The sequence below is a fragment of the Acidithrix sp. C25 genome, assembly GCF_904848545.2.
Map to the genome: position 1 here is coordinate 165,993 of NZ_CAJHCI020000007.1, position 19,812 is coordinate 185,804.

At 47.0% G+C, this 19,812-nt stretch carries 15 protein-coding genes; 9 read left to right on the forward strand and 6 right to left on the reverse strand.

Annotated elements, in window-relative coordinates; genetic code table 11:
• The first annotated feature begins 19 nt into the window (after positions 1-19).
• From larE to ACIDITHRIX25_RS82415, 3 genes are all read left to right on the forward strand, one after another.
• A complete protein-coding gene (larE, locus tag ACIDITHRIX25_RS82405; protein WP_052604864.1) occupies positions 20-829 on the forward strand; it encodes an ATP-dependent sacrificial sulfur transferase LarE in 810 nt (269 codons plus the stop codon).
• A 46-nt stretch (positions 830-875) separates the two neighbouring features.
• Positions 876-1,115, forward strand: a complete 240-nt coding sequence (locus tag ACIDITHRIX25_RS82410; RefSeq protein ID WP_152625882.1) for an NIL domain-containing protein — start codon at positions 876-878, stop codon at positions 1,113-1,115.
• Positions 1,116-1,322: 207 nt separating this feature from the next.
• Positions 1,323-2,219, forward strand: a complete 897-nt coding sequence (locus ACIDITHRIX25_RS82415; protein WP_160291741.1) for a PAC2 family protein — start codon at positions 1,323-1,325, stop codon at positions 2,217-2,219.
• Positions 2,220-2,422: 203 nt separating this feature from the next.
• On the opposite strand, the gene ACIDITHRIX25_RS82420 is transcribed toward ACIDITHRIX25_RS82415, so the two are convergent.
• Entirely contained in the window at positions 2,423-3,112 is a 690-nt protein-coding gene (locus ACIDITHRIX25_RS82420) for an NUDIX hydrolase N-terminal domain-containing protein (protein WP_052604867.1), read from the reverse strand.
• Positions 3,113-3,609: 497 nt separating this feature from the next.
• Between ACIDITHRIX25_RS82420 and ACIDITHRIX25_RS82425 the strand changes: the two genes are divergently transcribed.
• The 3 genes from ACIDITHRIX25_RS82425 to ACIDITHRIX25_RS82435 all read left to right on the forward strand — a co-directional run bounded on the left by ACIDITHRIX25_RS82425 (position 3,610) and on the right by ACIDITHRIX25_RS82435 (position 6,935).
• Entirely contained in the window at positions 3,610-3,825 is a 216-nt protein-coding gene (locus ACIDITHRIX25_RS82425) for a hypothetical protein (protein WP_052604869.1), read from the forward strand.
• An 83-nt stretch (positions 3,826-3,908) separates the two neighbouring features.
• Positions 3,909-4,349 carry a GNAT family N-acetyltransferase gene (locus ACIDITHRIX25_RS82430; protein WP_249685802.1) on the forward strand — a complete coding sequence of 147 codons (441 nt, stop codon included), beginning with the start codon at positions 3,909-3,911 and terminating at the stop codon, positions 4,347-4,349.
• 1,317 nt (positions 4,350-5,666) lie between these two features.
• Positions 5,667-6,935, forward strand: coding sequence for a citrate synthase (locus ACIDITHRIX25_RS82435; RefSeq protein WP_052604870.1), 1,269 nt, complete (start codon positions 5,667-5,669; stop codon positions 6,933-6,935).
• Positions 6,936-7,065: 130 nt separating this feature from the next.
• On the opposite strand, the gene tesB is transcribed toward ACIDITHRIX25_RS82435, so the two are convergent.
• The 4 genes from tesB to ACIDITHRIX25_RS82455 form a co-directional block, all read right to left on the reverse strand.
• Entirely contained in the window at positions 7,066-7,932 is an 867-nt protein-coding gene (gene tesB / locus ACIDITHRIX25_RS82440; protein ID WP_052604871.1) for an acyl-CoA thioesterase II, read from the reverse strand.
• Between the two features lie 1,118 nt (positions 7,933-9,050).
• Positions 9,051-9,743 carry an anti-sigma factor gene (locus ACIDITHRIX25_RS82445; protein ID WP_052604872.1) on the reverse strand — a complete coding sequence of 231 codons (693 nt, stop codon included), beginning with the start codon at positions 9,741-9,743 and terminating at the stop codon, positions 9,051-9,053.
• Entirely contained in the window at positions 9,744-10,277 is a 534-nt protein-coding gene (locus tag ACIDITHRIX25_RS82450; protein ID WP_052604873.1) for a sigma-70 family RNA polymerase sigma factor, read from the reverse strand.
• A gap of 117 nt (positions 10,278-10,394) precedes the next feature.
• Positions 10,395-12,275: an NHL repeat-containing protein gene (locus ACIDITHRIX25_RS82455; protein ID WP_201731879.1), complete on the reverse strand. Its 1,881-nt coding sequence runs from the start codon at positions 12,273-12,275 to the stop codon at positions 10,395-10,397.
• A gap of 1,556 nt (positions 12,276-13,831) precedes the next feature.
• Between ACIDITHRIX25_RS82455 and ACIDITHRIX25_RS82460 the strand changes: the two genes are divergently transcribed.
• Both ACIDITHRIX25_RS82460 and cobT read left to right on the forward strand, forming a co-directional pair.
• Positions 13,832-14,341: a GtrA family protein gene (locus tag ACIDITHRIX25_RS82460; RefSeq protein ID WP_052604877.1), complete on the forward strand. Its 510-nt coding sequence runs from the start codon at positions 13,832-13,834 to the stop codon at positions 14,339-14,341.
• 44 nt (positions 14,342-14,385) lie between these two features.
• A complete protein-coding gene (cobT, locus tag ACIDITHRIX25_RS82465; protein ID WP_052604878.1) occupies positions 14,386-15,444 on the forward strand; it encodes a nicotinate-nucleotide--dimethylbenzimidazole phosphoribosyltransferase in 1,059 nt (352 codons plus the stop codon).
• Positions 15,445-15,561: 117 nt separating this feature from the next.
• On the opposite strand, the gene ACIDITHRIX25_RS82470 is transcribed toward cobT, so the two are convergent.
• On the reverse strand, positions 15,562-16,536 hold the full coding sequence (locus tag ACIDITHRIX25_RS82470) for a polyprenyl synthetase family protein (protein ID WP_052604879.1): 975 nt from the start codon (positions 16,534-16,536) through the stop codon (positions 15,562-15,564).
• Between the two features lie 534 nt (positions 16,537-17,070).
• On the opposite strand from ACIDITHRIX25_RS82470, the gene ACIDITHRIX25_RS82475 reads away from it, so the two are divergent.
• The gene (locus ACIDITHRIX25_RS82475) at positions 17,071-19,572 is read left to right on the forward strand and encodes an ATP-dependent Clp protease ATP-binding subunit (protein WP_052604880.1); all 2,502 of its coding nucleotides are present in this window, start codon (positions 17,071-17,073) and stop codon (positions 19,570-19,572) included.
• The last annotated feature ends 240 nt before the right edge of the window (positions 19,573-19,812 follow it).

The window sequence follows — 19,812 nt, forward strand, 5'->3', positions numbered from 1 at the left end:
AGAAAGTGGGTTTTGGGGCGTGGTTGATGAACTAGATAGTGCCCTTGATGTGCTAGAGGAGATTCTTCTAGCCATGGGGTCGGTTGTGGTCGGATTTTCGGGAGGAATTGATTCCACGTATCTTGGTGTCTTTGCGAATAAGGTGCTCGGCCCGGAGAACGTTCTCGTTGTAACTGCGGATTCACCCTCTTTGGCAAGAAGTGAGTTTGAAGAGGCTAAGTCACTAGCTCTGGAGCTAGGTCTATCTTTCGAGGCAGTCTTGACGAGGGAATTTGAGATGGCGGAATACCTAGTCAATGATGAATTGCGATGTTATTACTGCAAGTCAGCGCTAATGGATCGACTGGGTCCGATAGCTAAAAGTCGTGACGCAGTCGTTATTCTGGGCGTAAACGCTAGCGACGAGGGTGATTATCGGCCGGGCCAAATTGGAGCAAGAGAGGCCGGAGCCAGGTTTCCACTACTGGAGGCACGGATGTCTAAAGAGATGATTCGTCAGCACGCTCTTGCCCTGGGAATTCCTATTCATGATAAGCCAGCCTCTGCCTGTCTATCCTCTCGTGTACCATATGGTACTGCTATAACAATCGCAGTTCTTAGCCGGGTTGAGCGTGCTGAGCGGGAGCTTCGATTGCGGGGCTATCGTCAAGTAAGGGTCAGGGACTTTGACGAGACTGCGAGGATTGAGGTTGAAATAGAGATGATGCCACAGCTGATACAGGAGGCAGATGAAGTCGTTCGGGCCCTAAAGAAGCTGGGTTATCTCTACGTTACCTTGAGCTTAGAGGGGTTTGTTTCGGGAAATCTTAACCGAGCTATCGGTCGATAACAAATAAGGTGAGAGAAGCGACTCGTGACCGTTTAAGCTCTTGAATATGGCACATCAGCGCGTTAAATTGATCTACCCCCCTGGTCTGGTTACTCAGCCCGTATTGGCTCACTTGGCTTTGGATCACAGGGTCATGGCCGACATTAGAAGGGCCAACGTTGAAGACGGCACCGGTTGGTTGGTATGCGAGCTAGAAGGCGATGCTATCGACCTTACCTCTGGATTGGCATGGCTGGTTGAGATTGGCGTTGAGGTGGAATCCTTGGGTGACGTAGTCGAATCCTGATTCGTGGTCGGCTTTTACCTAGATGGGTTTCACAGACGTAGCCGTCGTTTCTTGGCATAGCCAATGGTCGCTTTAGATCGCTTTAGATCGCTTTAGAGTGGTTTTTATGGCATGCATGGTGCTGGTCTAATTGGCTGGGTCGGTGGATATCTTATTTTGCACCCACAACTCCAAGTTCAATTCCCAACTTCTTGCTATCGTGTAGTTATGACTGAAGTCTCGTGGATTAGGCAGAACCCGACAGCATTGGTGAATCCTTTGCTTATCGCGGCCTTTGAAGGGGAGGATGATCCGGCACGCGGTGGTTTCATGGCGCTGGCGTACATGAGAGATGCATTTGATGCTGTGAGAATTGCAGAAGTCGACGTCGATCGTTTCGTGGACTATGATTCAACACGCCCATTTATATCAACTACCGATGGGATCGACCGTCATATAGAATGGCCCAAGATTGAGATCTACCAAGGCAAGGATGTCTCGAGCAATCGCGATATTATCTTGGTTCATTTTTTGGAGCCTCGCGTTGAATGGCGTAGCTACTGTGCGTTGGTCGTGGATGTCATCAATACCTTTAATCCAAATGACACGATATTTTTGGGTGGCCAAATTGTGAATGCGCCACATACCTCGCCATCTGAAGTTTCGGTTCGATCAAATAGCCCTCGGCTGATGAGATCCTTGGGGTTGATGTCAGATAACTTCGTAGGTCCTACAACTATGATGGGCGCCGCCCAGATAATATTGGATGGCAAAGGTGCCTCTGTCGCTACCATGTGGTCATCTGTTCCTCATTATTTAGTACAGACGCCTTCACCCAAGGCCGCTCAGGCTTTGGTGGCAAAGATCGGCGAGCTTTTCCATCTCGCCCTTGATGCATCGGAGCTAGATGGGGCGGTTAGCGATTACGAAGATTCCATTACCAAATTGGTGGAATCCGACGATGAAGTATTTAATTATCTAGCCCGACTCGGAATTTCTGAGACCGATGATGACGAGGCTGACGAAGATGAATTTGCAGCCATGGATCCGACTGCATACGCCTCTGAAATGATTGATGAGGCCGAGAGCTATTTGCGTTATATCCTGCGTGATACGGATAGGTGATAGGTGATAGTTCGATTCATCTGGTGATGCAATTCGGGTGATGCAGCTCGGGTGCTAGATGGTCGAAGCGACCTTTTGGAAGATGGCTTGTTGCTGGAGCTATCTATCTTTGGGAGATGTGACTCTTTGTTCATGATTAGCAATGGTTCATAGATAGCCATGTAGCCATGGTTGATTATGAACTTCGTATTGGCTCTATTACTTTACTCTTCGCGCCAGAAGGGGGTTCTCACCGTGTCAAAATGGGTCTCATCTATAATTCCGTCTATTGCGCGAAAGGCCATAGGGATCCACGATTCAGGGCGAACCATTGGAGAAGGGAGGTTGTTACGAGAAAACCAACCAACGTCCCGGCATTCAAGAGGATGCGCCTTGAGCTCTCCTCCTATGCTTCGACAGTAGAACATAGTTGAATACAAGGGAACCGCGGTATATCCCCTTCGCATACCATCGATAATGGCTAAGACCCGAACTACCTCGATATCGATTCCAGTCTCCTCTTTGACTTCTTTTGTGGCTACTTCGGATGGCGAATATCCAACGTCAGCCCATCCAGTAGGGTATAGCCAAATTCCAGAATCTGACCTTTGGATAAGGAGGATCTCGCCCTTTTCGTTGCCGACGATCGTGGCGATTGCACTTTTGGGAGTTACGTAACCTGGAATTCCATCCCCTACGGATTGGAGCCAATGGTCAAAAATCTCATCACCGCTCGACTCGGGGTCTATACCAAGGCCACTGATTTGGGCGCAACTTCGTATCTCTGATGCAATCTTTAATATCTCTTCGAACCTCTCGATCTCATAAAGGCTTTTTGTAAAGCCGAGACCAGTCCGAGCTGATCCTCCGAGGGCTTCGGCCCATCGTAGCAATGTAGTTCTAGAAATATCCACAACTCAAAAACTACCAACGATTTTATAATTGCGGTCCAATAATTCCAGAGATCTCCAGATAGCGTCCCAACTAGGATTTTTGAATCGATACTGTCATTGACGACTTTTTACCATTCGATCTTGGGGCTCAAACGATTTAGGCTGGATCGCTCAAAAGCCATCTTTGGATAAAGCCACCCAGACGACTTATAAGATAAAGCAATAACCTCCAGTTTGATCAACCAGTCTCTATGCAAATGCTGTCGGCCAGGACCCAAAGGCCATTTATCCTTGCCCGCTGAATTGAAAACTACCTCTTTTGGTTCTAATCGTGGCAGAGATGGTTCATTCTTTTGTGGCAGTGGCACTGATTCTTGGAGCTTTGCTCAGCCATGGCTAGGTGTTCTCAATGAATGGATGGTTTTCATCTGAAATATGGTTTGGGCCCCTGTGGGATCTGAATGAAAAGTGTGGATCCTCATAGACAAGGAGAAATTTGCACCGAGGTAGTTTTCAATTTGAGATATTCCCGAGGTGCTATGACCGCCATTGGGACCGATTGCACAGGTGGTCGGTTAGATTTTGTAAACCAGATCGGCCATATTGCGGCCTTTGGATCTGGAGTGGTATTTGAAGTGTTGGACATCTCTTGGTCTGGCTACTTTAAATGGCATCAATCTATTGGATCTCTAGAGTGTCAGTCTCTGGCGCTAGAGAGTCTTATAGATGAGTAAGAGGCGCTAAGTTTGATTCAATGCGAGAGCGAATCGCTCCGAGAGAATCTAGAGATAGTAAGTGATTTACCAAGGTGGTAGTGGTGGCCGAAGATGTGATGATTGAGTTGGCGAGGTCAGCTGATGGTGAGACTCTAGCGTCGCTTAACGCTTTGATTCCTCAACTTTCTTCTTCGGCGAGGCCGCTCGAAGTTGGAGACCTAAAAAAGTTGATCGATGATGATAATATCTCGCTCCTTTTGGCCCGCGATCGCAACGGTGAAATATCCGGGACGTTGACGTTGGTAACCTTCTCGATCCCTACGGGTATTCGGGCCATCATTGAAGATGTGGTTGTGGATGGTCAAAAGCGTGGCATGTCGATTGGTGCCAAGTTGGTCGATTTTGCACTTGATCTTGCTCTCTCGTTGGGTGCAAAGACAGTTGACCTAACTTCGCGTCCGGATCGAGAGTCAGCAAATCGACTTTATCTCCGAAAGGGATTTCAGATCAGAGAAACCAATGTCTATCGTTTTTCTTTTTAATGATAAGGGCTGAATTTCAAGCATTATATTCAGAATAAACCTGCAGAATCCTAGAGTGTGATTCGACTAGGAGCTCTTAGTTGAATTTTGTGACGTTGTGTCTAGTGCGGTTGTGACTGGAAAATGCTGGGCTTTTGCCGCGGGATGAGGTTACGGCCAGTACTTGTTATCTCTGTTATTTGCCTCATAAAGGGTGCCCTGGCTAACATTGCGAAGGATTAACTACGTTGATGGCCAGGGGTTTCTTTGGCGCATTATGTCCATAGGCTTCAGTCGGAGTAGGGCCAATGATAAAGTGCCTAGGATAAGATAAGGGATAAATAATTCGCGTAATTTAGTGTCGAATACTTTGATAGATGAGACTAGATGTGTGTCAATATTATTGACCTATTTGTCTATTTGATTCGATAAAGTAACTTTTAGGTGGTGGATTTTGTCGCAAATGACCAAATTCTTGGGCGCCAAGAAGGTGCGGCTCGAATCAACTATATCTTTACTTAATGGGCTAGGTTGAAAAAGAGTGGGACCGCGTCTGCTGTAGATGGGTTAATGCAAGATTGTATTAACTGTTTTTAATTCGTCAACTTGCAGTAAAGATCGAATGCTGTTTGGGCGATTTTCTGATCGGGCCTTCTGCAACAATTTGCGCTATTGATTTTTTCTCAAAGAATGAAAGTTATCTCGATTTTGAGCCTAGGACTTCCCTTGGATGAGCCTTGGGTCATCGGCGATGGCTTTTAGTGCTTTAGATCCCTTTTTGATGGTCGGGCGGCTTTGCCAAAGCGAACTTTGACTTTTTGGTGAATCCTGACTCTAGGGGAGTCGGAATGGTATTTGCCGTAGAGTTATTCTGATTGGAATGTTCTTTCTCGCATCTTTCGCCACCCAGCGCTTTTTTGCTGCAGGCCATTGGATCTCATGGTTACAGGTAAAGGTACGACGATGCTTAATCAGCCGGTGGCTTGGTCATGAGGATTTTTGAGGAAAGAAGCTTAACTTGATTTAACGGGTCGCCATTTTGGCAAATAATATATTACTCTCAGGAAAGTTATGGTCGATAGATCCAAGAGCAAGCGCGTGGTAAGACGCATTGAACCAAGATCTTGGCATCCTTGTTCAAAGTGGATGACTGGGCGTTTTCACCTGATGCCGACTCCTTTTTTTTAAATGTTTTGTGACAAATTGGTCAAATGCGTCAAATGTGTTTAGTCTTAGGGGTGGACATCATACGGTAATTTGCAGAGTGATTCCAAACTTGTTTATACTCAAAAAAGTTTTGAGCATTTCCACGTAAAGAGTAAACGGAGGCCATTAGTCGTGCCAGAATCGATCACGATCACCGATAACCGCAGCGGTAAGTCGGTTGAGATCCCTATTGAAAACGGTGGAATATCTTCAGATGCTTGGCGAAGTATTCTTCCCGGTACTTGGTTTTTCGACGCTGGTTTGACCACTACGGCCATGACCGAGAGCGCGATAACCTACTTAGATGGCGACGGGGGAGTGTTGCGTTATCGCGGCTATCCAATTGAGCAATTAGCCGAAGAGTCAACTTATCTCGAGGTAGCGTATCTGTTGCTGAAGGGAGAACTCCCCAATAAAGTTCAATACGACGCCTGGGTGAATGATATTACCCATCACACATTTATTCATGAAAACGTTAGAAAGCGCTTTCTGGAAGGGTTCCATTACGATGCACACCCGATGGGTATGCTTGTCTCTGCGGTAGCCGCCCTGTCTACCTTCTACTCTGATGCCAAGGATATTCACAATCCTGAGGTGCGTGAGAAGCAGATCGTGCGCTTGATAGCAAAGATGCCAACTTTGGCGGCTGCAGCGCACCGTTTTAGCGTTGGAATGCCCTTCGTCTATCCAGATAACGAGCTTCCATTCCCAGCTAACTTCTTGTCCATGATGTGGAAGGTTGCGGAGCCGCATTACAAGGCGAACCCGGTTTTGGTAAGAGCGATTGACGTCTTGTTTATCCTTCACGCCGACCACGAGCAGAATTGTTCTACGACAGCGATGCGTACAGCAGGATCTGCCCATGCCGATCCATACTCCTCAGCTGCCGCAGCTTGTGCGGCTCTCTATGGCCCACGCCACGGCGGAGCCAACGAGGCGGTCGTGAGGATGCTTACCGAGATTGGCTCGATCGATAATGTCGACGCCTTTGTTGAATCCGTGAAAGCCGGTAAGACCCGTCTTCAAGGCTTTGGCCATCGTGTCTATAAGAACTATGATCCTCGTGCGAGGATTATCAAGAAGGTCGCCTATGACGTCTTTGAGGTAACGGGAAAGAACCCGCTTCTAGATATCGCATTGAAGTTGGAAGAGACTGCATTGAGCGATGATTATTTTATCTCGCGAAAGCTCTATCCAAATGTTGACTTTTATTCTGGTTTGATCTATCAGGCGATGGGCTTTCCAATTGACATGTTCCCAGTCCTTTTTGCTATTCCGCGAATTTCTGGGTGGCTTTCTCACTGGTCTGAGCTCTTGGACCAAGACGCTAAAATCGTTAGGCCACGCCAGCTCTATACGGGTGCTCCTGAGCGAAATTATGTAACTATTGAGCAGAGGTAGCCTCGAGCCAACTTGTTGATGTAGCCCTATTTGTGAGTTAAATGCTATAGGGCTCCTTGTCTTTGAAGGAGCCCTATAGTTTTAATTGCAACTATCGCTGGTCTTTTGGCGTTTTTAGGTGGATCGTGATTTAGAAGTCCTGAATCTCTTGATTTATGATTCGCACTAACCCTTCCTGAACCACAGAGACGACCAATCGACCATCGCTCGAGAAGATCTGACCGCGAGCGAGTCCTCGTGATCCAGAGGCGGTTGGGCTCTCCTGGTCGTACAAGAACCATTCATCGGCCCTAAATTGGCGGTGAAACCACATAGCATGATCGAGGCTCGCTACCATTACGCCAGGTTGATCCCAAGATACTTTATGTGGAAGCATCACTGAATCCAAAAGGGTCATATCTGAGGCGTAGGCTATCACGCATGCATGTAAAAGTGGGTCATCTGGAAGAGTTCCATCTGCACGTACCCATACCCTTTGATAGGGTTCGCGCTTTTCTTGGGTCTTGAACATGTTTGGTTCGGTGATGTAGCGCTGGTCCAATGGCCGTGGCCTAGAGTACCACTCGCCCATCCTCTTGGCATATGGCGCCATCTTTTCTTTAAAGGTAGGCAGCGAAAGTGGATCTGGCACGTCGGGCATCTCGCTTTGATGATCGATTCCTGGCTCTTGAATATGAAAGGATGCAGAGAGGTTAAAGATCGCTTCCCCTCTTTGGAGAGCGATGACTCTTCGGGTCGTAAAGGACTTGCCATCACGAATTCTATCGACTAGGTAGACGATAGGGATTCTGGGATCGCCGGGCCTTAGAAAATAGGCATGTAAGGAGTGTACGTTTCCCTTAGAAACGGTTCGTCCTGCGGCCACAAGAGCTTGTCCAGCCACCTGTCCGCCAAAGACCCTCATTCTGTGCTCTTCGGGCGAATAGCCCCGAAAGATATTTTCTTCTATTTGGTCTAAATCAAGTAGCGTAATTAGCGCATCGAGAGAATCTGTCACACCTACATCTTTGCCTAAAAATCTGCAGCATCGGTCGGAATACTCAGAACATGGTGAGATTTTGCGCTTCAATAATTAATATTTTACAAAATGACTACTAAGTTTCGTAAGTTTTATCTGTACTGAAAGCAAAATGGAGCCTATCTTTACTGGAGGATATGATTGAAGAAGGCGGCAAGGTAGATATTTCTGGCACCTATGGAGCACTTCGCTTAGCAAGAAGCCGATAAAAGTTCATGAGATCAAATTGCAGTGGTAAGGGAGCTTTTGCCGCCTACCATATTTGCATCCACCGATATGACTTTCATCCATTCGCCTTATTTAACCCAAACTTGTACCACGCGTGCGGTATTTCGAATTTCATCACTTGACAGGGCGTCTATTAAATTGACACTTTCTATCTTTTATTCACTTTCAATTTAGAATATTGAGCGATCCACCTCCCTTGGGATGAGTAGATAGAGATCCTTTTGGAATCTTTTAAGCTGGCGTGTACGCAGCGGGTGAAATGTTCTTTTTTGTACTCCGTTTCATCGCAAGCGGATCGGCTACGAAGTTGGCAGGCGGGCCAAAGAGTTCTTCAAATGCGAGTTGAGGATGGCGCATTGCCTTACTCTGGCATCTGGTCAGCCTTTTGTTTAAACACTGGGATGTTGGCCAGTTCAGTGCGCTAACCACCGAGGAAATTTCCGGCATTGGACAAAGCCTATCCACATCAATAATTACTGATCGATGAATTCCAAAGGATTTCGTCGCCGTCACTTGAGGCTTTAGCTAACAAGAGGGAGACGAAGCTCTAGTCAACATCAAAGAAAAGGGACTAATTACGAAGGAGAGCCTCATCGGTAAAGTGGGAGCAATTACCAAAGAAAAAATTGAGGAGACCACAGGTCGCCTACTCTCAAGCTTCATAACTGCGCCAAGAGATGATTCATGCGAGGTGCTCAGTCTTTTGATAGGTATCTCTTTGGTCATTAGGAAGACAGATGGCCTACCCTCCTAACTGAGCGTCCGAAGGAACTTGTCTAACTTTTTCTAAGAGAAATTATCTAGTAAAGATAGCAGCACTTGCTTATGAGAGTAGGAAAGAGAGGCTTTGGGCAACCTAATTTTAGGAGTCAAAGACTCTTGGCGTAAGTTGAGCCATTGTTAGCGATTATCTTTATGGCCGTGATCATCGGAGTGCGTATGGATGAAGCCGTGATAACGTGAAGAGTTCCGGCTTTTGGAACCATGTAGCTACCTGCCCCATCTTGTACTTTACCGCTTTCAACGACAATCTGATAGGTCTTGCCAGCCTTTAGCCCATCCACTGTCAAGACCAACTGCGACCCCCATCCTCGCGGTTCAGCCACAATTGTTCCCACGGGTGAAGCCGCCTTATTGTTAGAGACGAGATTTACTACCATCGATGATGGAGAGGACGTTACTGTTGCAAGGTAAGACGGTGCCTTTGGTCTCAGGGCAAGCGTTGACAGCGAGACTACTGCAACTATCGAAGCTGCTATTGCTCCATATCTCATATTTCTATTTGACCTTCGCAACTTCGAAATCTCGACGAGAGCCAGATCACGGTCGACCTTAGATGATCGTTCTTCAATAGCCCTAGGTGGCACTATGAGTGCTACAGAAGCAGGTGTCGCTGAATGCGACCTTCGAATGATAGCGATTGTGGAGCGTATTTCACCTATCTCGCTCTGGCACTCAGTACAACTCATTAAGTGATCTTCGAGTTCAGGATTGCTTCCCGGCCCTTCTATCACATAGCCGCCAAGAGACTCTTTGAACTTGAGGTGTTCGTCCATCTGCACCTACCTCACCTCCTCGCCCATATTTTCTCGAGCCTTCTTCAAGCCATAATAAATGCGCGACTTGACTGTCCCAATTGGAACTTTCAAGATCTCACTTGCGTCGAACAACGATAGGCCCTCAACTACGACTAAATCAATAACTATGCGATGGTCGCTCGATAGAGCATCTAGTGCGTTATTGATCACGATACGGTCAACAACCATCGTATCTAGGTTGTAGAAGCCATCCAACTCTGTAGCATTGTCACCGTTACGACTATGGTTTGGGTCAGTATCGGTCGTGGCAGTCGAGACGTTTTCTTTACGTCTAAAGTTGTCCACCACTAAATTCCGGACCACCTTAAAGAGCCACGGTCGAGCGCTATCTTCATTTAATAGCGTTGGCGAACGTTGAAGTTGTGAGATCAATCTCACAAAACTCTCCTGAACGACGTCGAGAGCTTGACTGCGATCACCGCAGAGTGAGAATGCATATCCAACGAGATCATCTGAACATGACCTCCAAACTACATCCACCCGTTCTGATGCTAGCAATTGTTCCCCTAAACGTCTCGCAGAGTGCCGTATAAGAAAATAGAACACCCGTTGTGGAGATTAACCTCGAAACGGGTGTCCTATTTCAATCTAGCTAAAGATTTACGGTAAAATTGATTAGCCGACTACTGGGGCAGCCAGAACCATTCCACCAGTCGAACCCATGTAGCTTGCATCTCCGTAACTAAAGACGCCGCCATCTTGGGCAATTAGCCAATATCCGCCACCATACGGGGTTGCGAGTATGCCAACTATCGGCTGATTTAGCTTCATTGAGGCGGCCCCGCCATAGTAGCTTGCATCTCCGTAACTAAAGACGCCGCCATCTGCTGCGACCAACCAATAGCCTTTGCCATCTGGAGTAGAAGCAATGCCAACTATCGGCTGATTTAGCTTCATTGAGGCGGCCCCGCCATAGTAGCTTGCATCTCCGTAACTAAAGACGCCGCCATCTGCTGCGACCAACCAATAGCCTTTGCCATCTGGAGTAGAAGCAATGCCAACTATCGGCTGATTTAGCTTCATTGAGGCGGCCCCGCCATAGTAGCTTGCATCTCCGTAACTAAAGACGCCGCCATCTGCTGCGACCAACCAATAGCCTTTGCCATCTGGAGTAGAAGCAATGCCAACTATCGGCTTATTTAGCTTCATTGAGGCGGCCCCGCCATAGTAGCTTGCATCTCCGTAACTAAAGACGCCGCCATCTGCTGCGACCAACCAATAGCCTTTGCCATCTGGAGTAGAAGCAATGCCAACTATCGGCTTATTTAGCTTCATTGAGGCGGCCCCGCCATAGTACTGACTATTTCCAAAGTTAAATACTCCGCCATCGCTACTTGCAAATCGATACCCACCGGGAGTACTGCGAGTTACAAGTTCGTGGACACTGTTTTGAGTATCATTTAAGTAGTAGATAGCTAGCGAACCATCGCTTAAAGTGACAGCTTGGATTCCAAAGAGGCTGCCTGGTGGTTCGTTTGGAGCAACATTTCTCATGGCGTCAACCATTTTGGTCATGGGGTTGATCTCAACGATTGTATTGACTCCACCATTTGCAACTAGGAGGTCACCGTTGAGGGGGTTTATAGTAATCCCAACTGGCACATTCAAAGCACCGTTGCTAACAACCAAGCTTGTTGTGGGTGACGACGTCGATACCCCAGAAATTGCATAGACGCTGTTGTTATATGCATCAGTCGCATAGAGGGTGTCGTTGGCTTTGGAGTAGACGATCGCCGATGGCCCTAAATTTGTAGCCGACGAACTTGAACTTCCAGGGGCTGGTCCCCATGGAAGGCTGGCGAGAAGAGTAACTCTGTCCGCGCCAAAGTTTGGCGCGGTGAGGTTGGAGATAGAGTAGACCTTCCCGTCGTTGACATTACTCCAGTAAAAGACGGGAGATGACCCGTTGCCGTTGAATGCCTGACCCCATGGCCCGTTGAAGGAGTTGGTTACCTTATTGGATGCAGTGGTTTTGTTATTTATGGTTCCAGAACCATTGGTAGAAGCTAACGCTGCTCCGTTTGGGTTATTGTTGCCTAGAACGATTGATACGTCGCCGCTTGGCATCCCACTCGGAGTTGGACCAATATCACTCGTCCAAAGGGCCGCACCATTAGCGTTGAAGGCCAGCCCTGCTGTTCCAAAGAGCTGCCCTTGTGAAATGGTTGTCGTAACACCATTTCTAATCCGGACAATAGAACTGCCTGCTCCATTAGTACCGGCGCTGTTATTGAAATCGCTTACGATTACGTCGCCAGGTTGCCAAAGCGAATTTGAAGTAGGCACATAGTTTTGAGGTACGATAGCGATACCGTAAGGATTTGTATCGCCATTTGCCGAAATAGTTGAGCCAATATTTACATCAACTAGTGATGAAAGAATCGAGCTAGGTGAAGCCATTGTCGCAGATGCTATCTGTGGGGCAGCCACCAAAGTAGCTGCGCCTGAAATTAGCCCAGCGATAGATGTAAGGCCAGCTGCAGCAAGGGGCGGCATTAAGCCGAACCTCGAGACAGACCTAGCCCGCGTTGTTGAGTGTGGTTTTATTCTCATAGGCCAACAACGTCTTAGGTGGCCAAAAGGTTCAATCAATTTACGGATATTTTGCAAAATGCATTTCAACCTTTCTAACTCTTACCTCTGCTGAGACCAAAATGGTGCTGGACGTGATTGATCAGATATTCGATGAAGCTGGCAAGTGGATAGGTGAGGTCCTATGGCACTCTTAGATTTGTAAGAAGTACAAAGGATTTTTTGATTCGATTTCGATAAAAAATGGGCGTTAGTCACCTAAAGTGCGACTCCGGCCATATTGCCTCAGCTGAAGGTAGTCCGTTACCACAAACGCGACACCTCGATCGCCACACTTCAAACGTTTCTCAAGTCAAGTGTTGTGTGACGTCGGGGCTATCTTTCAAGAAAGTCATACCCCAATATCCGATAGACATCTTTGTCATCTTTCTGTCATCTAACAACAAGCGTGGTAGGTTGTCGACCCGACCTGCCAAATCCCTCCAAGTGGCGTCTTTTCCTGACTTTTCTTTATCCAATACTGGCTGGTTGACGCTAAGCAAGCTAGATATTGCAGTGGCAGAGAACCATTTATTGACAGGGACTTGGAGAAAATCCCATATGGGACCGGTACACAATTCCAAGATTAATTATTTCGGAATAGTTTTTGGCTCAAGTTACCGTTGCTATTCCTTTTGTGCCAGTGGGTGCGGGGCTTAGAATTCAAAAAGGTTTAATATCTACTTTTGCAATTGTCTTCTAGGTGGATGAGCTCTTGCCTTGAGGGATCAGTCGTAGGTGAAGACAGGGTAAAAAGGGCAAGAAAAGTGGCGACCCAAACCAATTTCCCCAGTGGCCTATGAATTAGCATTTGGGGTGGCGGTTGCTTTGCTATGTTCAGGTCACCCTAGGTACCTCTGCAAAATCACCTGAAGATGTTTTTGTCAAGGGTCGATATTTTCAAGACTATTTCTACACGAAGCCGACCAGCCTGATGCGATCTAAGGCGTGGTTAATGTTTTCAAAGAACTTGGATTTGCACAATGGGCTACTTTGTCAAAGGACGAATCGTTGCATGCAATAATTAGATGGAGCAGCACCTCAAATTGGAAATTACTAAAAATTTATCGTCAGACCGTCACGGACTGACCGCAAAAGAAGATATGCAAGTTACCCATTGGGGAATTTTAGATATCGCCCTAACCGATGGACAGCGAAACGTCATTGGTAGAGCGACTTGCAAAAAGATGTGGCTTTGTTGTCCTACAGCCATCAATCCTAGAACCAAACTCCAAGATGGTTCATACCTGTGAATCTTTATAAGGAGTTTTTCAATTCCAACTCTCCAACTCGTTACCTTCCTACCGCCGTGTTTAGGATATAAAGAGTTCATTTTGTCGTGAATTGTTTCACATTATCGCTATAGAAAATCGCAAAAGTTGTCGACTCTGATCTAGACTGATATTATTCATATATCTGTGGGCGCAAAAATGTGGTAATGGAATCTTGGGCCCGACGAGGTTTTATCGAAAGTGTTTAATTTGAAAAAGTTAAGTTCCCTGCTGCTTGAGGTTCGAGCATCCGGTAAATATGTAAAGGCGTTTCGATACGTTGTGACCTCTGGCGTCTCCGTAGTAGTTGCCCAGGTCGTTCTCTTTGTTTGCTTTGGTCTTACTCGACGTTTTAGCGCCACCACCTCAAATTTCATCGCAACTGGGGTTTCGGCAGTTCCTGCTTATTACATGAATCGCAATTGGGCGTGGGGTAAAAGCGGAAAGTCTCACTTTTGGCGCGAAGTCTTCCCTTTTTGGTTCTTGGCGTTTTTGGGCCTTGGTCTATCGATGGGTATGATCGCCCTGACCACAAGATTTGCTACCACTCATGGCTATACCCACTTTAAGACAGCAATTTTGGTAAATCTTGCTTCGATATTTGCCTTTGGAATTCTTTGGGTTGGCAAGTTCTTTATCTTTAATAAGTTTATGTTTACCAATGATGACATCAACTCGACCCTAGTTGCCAGTGGTGCCTTTGAAGCTGAAGCGGTCTGATCTGGTAAATTCGAAAGTTTTGGCGTTTGTTTTAAGGTTAGTTGATGGATGTTTTTGAAGCTGCAAAGCTAGTCGTTGGTATCGATACCAAGTCTTTCGAGGAAGCTAAAGCTAGGCAGTTGACCCTTACAAAGCCGCCTTATGCGCTTGGAGCCTTAGAAGATGTTGCGGCTCAAATTTGTGGAATCGCCTCATTGGTGCCGGCTAGAACTCCCTCTCGTGGAGCCCTGGCTATATTCGCCGGAGATCACGGTGTGCTAGAAGAGGGGATCTCTCCATGGCCAATGGAAGTGACTGCCCAGATGGTCGGAAACTTCCTAAGCGGAGGAGCCGCTGCCAATGTTCTGGCTAAGCGAACATCGACCAAGGTCCTAGTTGTCGACGTTGGAGTGGCTCTAGACCTTGTGCCAACAGAGGGTCTCATTATCCAGAAAGTTGCTAAGGGTACCTCCAACCTAGCTAAAGGTGCTGCTATGACAAGAGAACAAGCAGCCAAAGCAATTCAAGTTGGCTTTGATGTCGCCTGTGACTTAGTTTTAGATGGCCATGACATTCTAATCGCGGGCGATATGGGAATTGGGAATACAACCCCTTCAGCCGCGATTGTAGCCTTTATGGTCGGTGCCCCCGTGGCATCGGTGACGGGCTATGGTACTGGTATCTCTTCGGAGTTGTTTGAGAAGAAGGTTGCAATCATTGAGAGCGCAGTTTCTAGGACTGCTAGTTCGATAGATAGAAGTGACGTATTGGGAGTTCTAAGTTCGATCGGAGGCTTTGAACATGGCGCAACCGTTGGCTTTATAATCGGGGCTGCATTTTCAAAGGTTCCACTTGTATTAGATGGTGTGATATCAAATTCCTCTGCACTTCTTGCTCGTGAGTTGTCTCCTTTATCTCTCCAATATTGTTTTGCCGGTCATGCATCACGAGAAGTTGGAGCCAAGGTGGCTAATTCCGCGCTTGGCATGGAGCCTCTTTTGAATTTGGATCTTGCTTTGGGCGAAGGTTCAGGCGCACTCCTTGCGCTAGGACTGATTCAAGGTGCCACAGACCTCTTGGCGGATATGGCGACCTTTGATCAAGCCGGAGTTACCGAAAAGTAATCTTTGAAAAGTAATCTTTGAGCTTGGAGCGAAGCTATTTCTTGGCAGATCTTTAGGATAGGTGGATCGATCAAATGGCCGTTACCAATTCATTTATTTGACTAGATTTGGTTAGTCTTAGCTAGCAAGCTCAGCTGTAAGTTTTGCGCTGATGAGAGCGTCGATTCCATCTAGGAGATTTGGGGAGAGATCGCCCAAGTATCGCGAAACTGGGTTATTGAGAGAGAGTCCTATCTCGGCCGCTTCGTCGCAATATGTCCGTGCGATCTCGACGCTTTGTTCTAGCGCCCCAGATATTAGAATTTCGCGTCGCGCAAGGGAGAGTTCACCTAAACCAAAGGCACCTTGGCGGTTGGAATCTAGTAGCCGTCGCAATTTTGAGGATTCGCCTGCGTTTTCTAGGGCAATTATTGTTGGAAGTGTGTAGATTCCTTCAAGTAGATCTTGGCCAGGGGCTTTTCCGAGTTGGTCGTCAGAGCCTATAATGTCCAATACATCATCTCTTATCTGGTATACCATTCCAAAGAGATATCCGACTCGATCGAGTTTTTTAGCGACATCGTCCTCCAACCCGGCAGCTAACGCACCGATCTTGCAAGACGTTGCCATCAAAGAGGCGGTTTTCCCCGAGATAGCTGAGAAATATTCCTGTTGGGTCCGATTGGTTTCAAAGGCCGAGTTAACTTCGAGGATTTGGCCCTCACATAGTCGAGCTAAGGTGTCTGCAAGGAGTTCTGCTATCGATTGGCTAAGTCGAGCTGCGATGCCAGCTGCTCTTGCTAGAAGGAAGTCGCCAGCTACGATTGCTATGAGGTTTCCCCACTTTGCATTTACGCTGGTTACATTGCGACGGGTGGTTGCTTCGTCCATGACGTCGTCATGGTAGAGCGATGCCAAGTGTACTAGTTCAACCGCCACTCCGGCTAAGAGTATCGATTCATTAAGTTCACAACCGCCAGCGATCGCGGATGCCATCGCAAGGGTAGGTCGTATTCTTTTGCCACCAGCGTTTATTAGATGGGTGGCTACTTCGGATAGGCGAGGATCATCAGATGCGACAGATCGAGCTAGTAAAGCTTCGATTCGATCCATTTGAGCGGGATAGCCTTCTATAGGTATGTCGTAGAGTAAATGCACTGTATTCTAGGCTATGTGAAGTTAACCATAAAGTAGTAACGTGCGCGAAAAAAAAGCATTTAGTCCATTGTTTTAGTGACGAGATCGGGGTAATACTTCTCGTTGAAATGGATTATCTAGCAAAAGGTGTGTCAACTTTCACAGCAAAATGTTAGTTGATTGTTAACTGAGCTCTACTCTAGGTCGATAAAAGTTCGATACTTAGGTAGAAGGTGGTTCTCGGCGATGGCAAAGCTGTAGGTGCCCGGTGCGAATAGTGCGTTATTGTTGATTCATAGAGGATCTAATTTGGTAATTTGTTTGGCATTTTTAACCCTTTTGAGTCAGATCGAGGTTTTGATTGAAAAGATCTCCTCGATAGGGAAAGAAAACAGCCAAGTGAGTGTTTCAATACTTACGAATAGTTAATGAACAGGTCTGATATGGGTTTTAGCGAAATCGAAATTACAATTGATAGTGTTCTATCAGCCCTAGCGGGGAGGCAAAGTCTTGTTTGAAAGATTCACAGATAGAGCTAGACGAGTTTTAGTGCTTGCACAAGAAGAAGCTCGCCTTCTCAATCACAACTTCATTGGAACTGAGCACATCCTACTGGGCTTAATCCACGAGGGCGAAGGAGTGGCCGCAAAGGCACTCGAGTCCCTTGGGATATCTTTGGATGCTGTTAGATTTAAAGTCGAGGAGCTTATCGGCCCAGCAGCCGGCCCAGCAGCCGGTTCTCCGCCTTTTACCCCGAGGGCCAAGAAGGTTCTCGAGCTTTCACTTCGTGAGGCACTTCAACTCGGCCATAATTACATTGGCACCGAGCACATGCTTCTGGGATTGGTTCGAGAGGGCGAAGGTGTAGCCGCTCAGGTTCTAACCTCCCTTGGAGCCGATCTCTCGCGTGTTAGACAACAGGTCATACAGATCCTCTCTGGTTATCAGAATCGAGAGACCGCTGGAGCTAGCGTGGGCGGACAGACCTCTCAGGGCGAAAATTCAACGGGATCCCCAGTTCTAGATCAATTTGGCCGAAACTTGACGCAAATGGCTCGCGATAAGGAGTTGGACCCTGTAGTGGGTCGCGATAAAGAGATCGAACGTGTAATGCAGGTCTTATCGCGACGTACAAAAAATAACCCAGTTCTAATCGGAGAGCCTGGGGTCGGAAAGACTGCCATAGTAGAGGGTCTTGCCCAAAAGATAGTGGCTAACGACGTCCCAGACACTCTTAGAGGCAAGCAGCTTTACACTTTGGATCTTGGTTCATTGGTAGCAGGTAGCAGATATCGTGGTGACTTTGAAGAGCGTCTGAAGAAGGTTCTAAAAGAGATTAAGACCCGCAAGGACATCATTCTCTTTATCGACGAACTTCATACCTTGGTAGGTGCTGGTGCTGCAGAGGGGGCTATAGATGCCGCTTCGATTCTCAAGCCTATGCTTGCGCGTGGTGAGTTGCAGACGATAGGTGCTACAACCCTAGATGAGTATCGTAAGCATCTTGAGAAAGATGCTGCCCTAGAGCGACGTTTTCAGCCCATAAAGGTGGGAGAACCAGCCCTTGAGCACACCATTGAGATCTTGAAAGGTTTGAGAAATCGCTATGAATCCCATCACAATGTCACTATCACCGATCAAGCGATAGTAGCAGCTGCAAATTTGGCGGATCGTTATATTGCTGATCGTTTCCTTCCTGATAAGGCTATCGATCTAATCGATGAAGCCGGGAGCCGCCTGCGAATTCGTCGTATGTCGATGCCACCTGAGCTAAAGATTATCGAGGACGAGATAAATGGTCTAAAGCGTGACAAGGAGGCAGCAATCGAGCGTCAAGCATTTGATGACGCCAAGAGGATTGCCCTTCGTGAAAAGGAACGCCAAGAGGCAAAGACTGCGCTAGAGCTTGAATGGAAAGCCTCCGGTCAAGATCTCTTTGACATTGTCGATGAGGATGTAATAGCTGAAGTTCTTTCCAATTGGACAGGGATTCCGGTCTACAAGCTAACTGAAGCTGAGACAGCCAAGCTTTTGCGTATGGAAGACGAGTTGCACAAGAGGGTTATAGGCCAAAATGAGGCCATAAAGGCACTTTCTAAGGCGATTCGCAGAACTAGAGCAGGATTGAAGGATCCTAAGCGACCGAGCGGTTCCTTTATCTTTTTAGGGCCGACAGGCGTTGGAAAGACGGAGCTGGCTAAGACCTTAGCTGACTTTCTCTTTGGTGATCAAGATGCTTTGATTCAACTCGATATGAGCGAGTATATGGAAAAGCACACAGTTTCTAGGTTGGTTGGTTCGCCTCCAGGATATGTCGGTTATGACGAGGGTGGTCAATTGACGGAAGCTGTCAGACGAAAGCCGTTCTCCGTCGTCCTCTTCGATGAGGTAGAAAAGGCTCACCCTGATGTCTTCAATGCTCTTTTGCAGATCTTAGAGGATGGTCGTCTTACCGATTCGCAAGGGCGAACAGTTGACTTCAAAAATACCGTTTTGATTATGACTTCGAACCTTGGAACTGGCGATCTGCGCAAGTCCAGCGTCGGTTTTTCTAAATCAAGTGACGATGTGACCTATGAGATGATGAAGCGTCGAGTGAACGATGCTCTCAAGGCTCACTTCAAGCCTGAGTTTTTGAACCGTATTGACGACGTGATCGTCTTCCACGAGCTGACACAAGAAGAAGTTACAGAGATCGTTGATCTAATGATCATGCGTGTTCAGTCGCAGCTTGAGGCGATGGGAATTGGATTGGTCCTTACCCTTAGCGCGAAGGAATATGTGGGAAAGAAGGGTTACGATCCAGCACTTGGTGCCAGACCGTTGCGAAGAGCGCTCCAGAGGTTGATCGAAGATCCGCTATCTGAGAAGCTCCTTTGGAAGGAGTTCAACGCCGGCGATACTGCAGTTGTGGATGTCGAAGGTGATGAGTTGGTCTTTAGGAGAGTTGAGGGTCTACAACCGCCAGAGATCGAGCTAGCTGAAACTGGTTCTGGACAAGAACAGCAATAGATCATAGGTATTATTTAGGAACCGCTGAAATTGGCATCTTTATAGTTTGCATGGATCTTCAGATAAATCTTTGAGACCAAAAGATGAATTAGGATCTAAATTTTTGTCAGGTTTTCAATATGTTTAGATTGCTTCCCCTCTCACATCTGTGAGAGGGGAAGCTTTCTTTAAGATCTCTTTTGTAACTTCTTGAGAGTGAAAGGTCGCATTGGTTTTGGCCATTGGGTTACAACAAGCTGA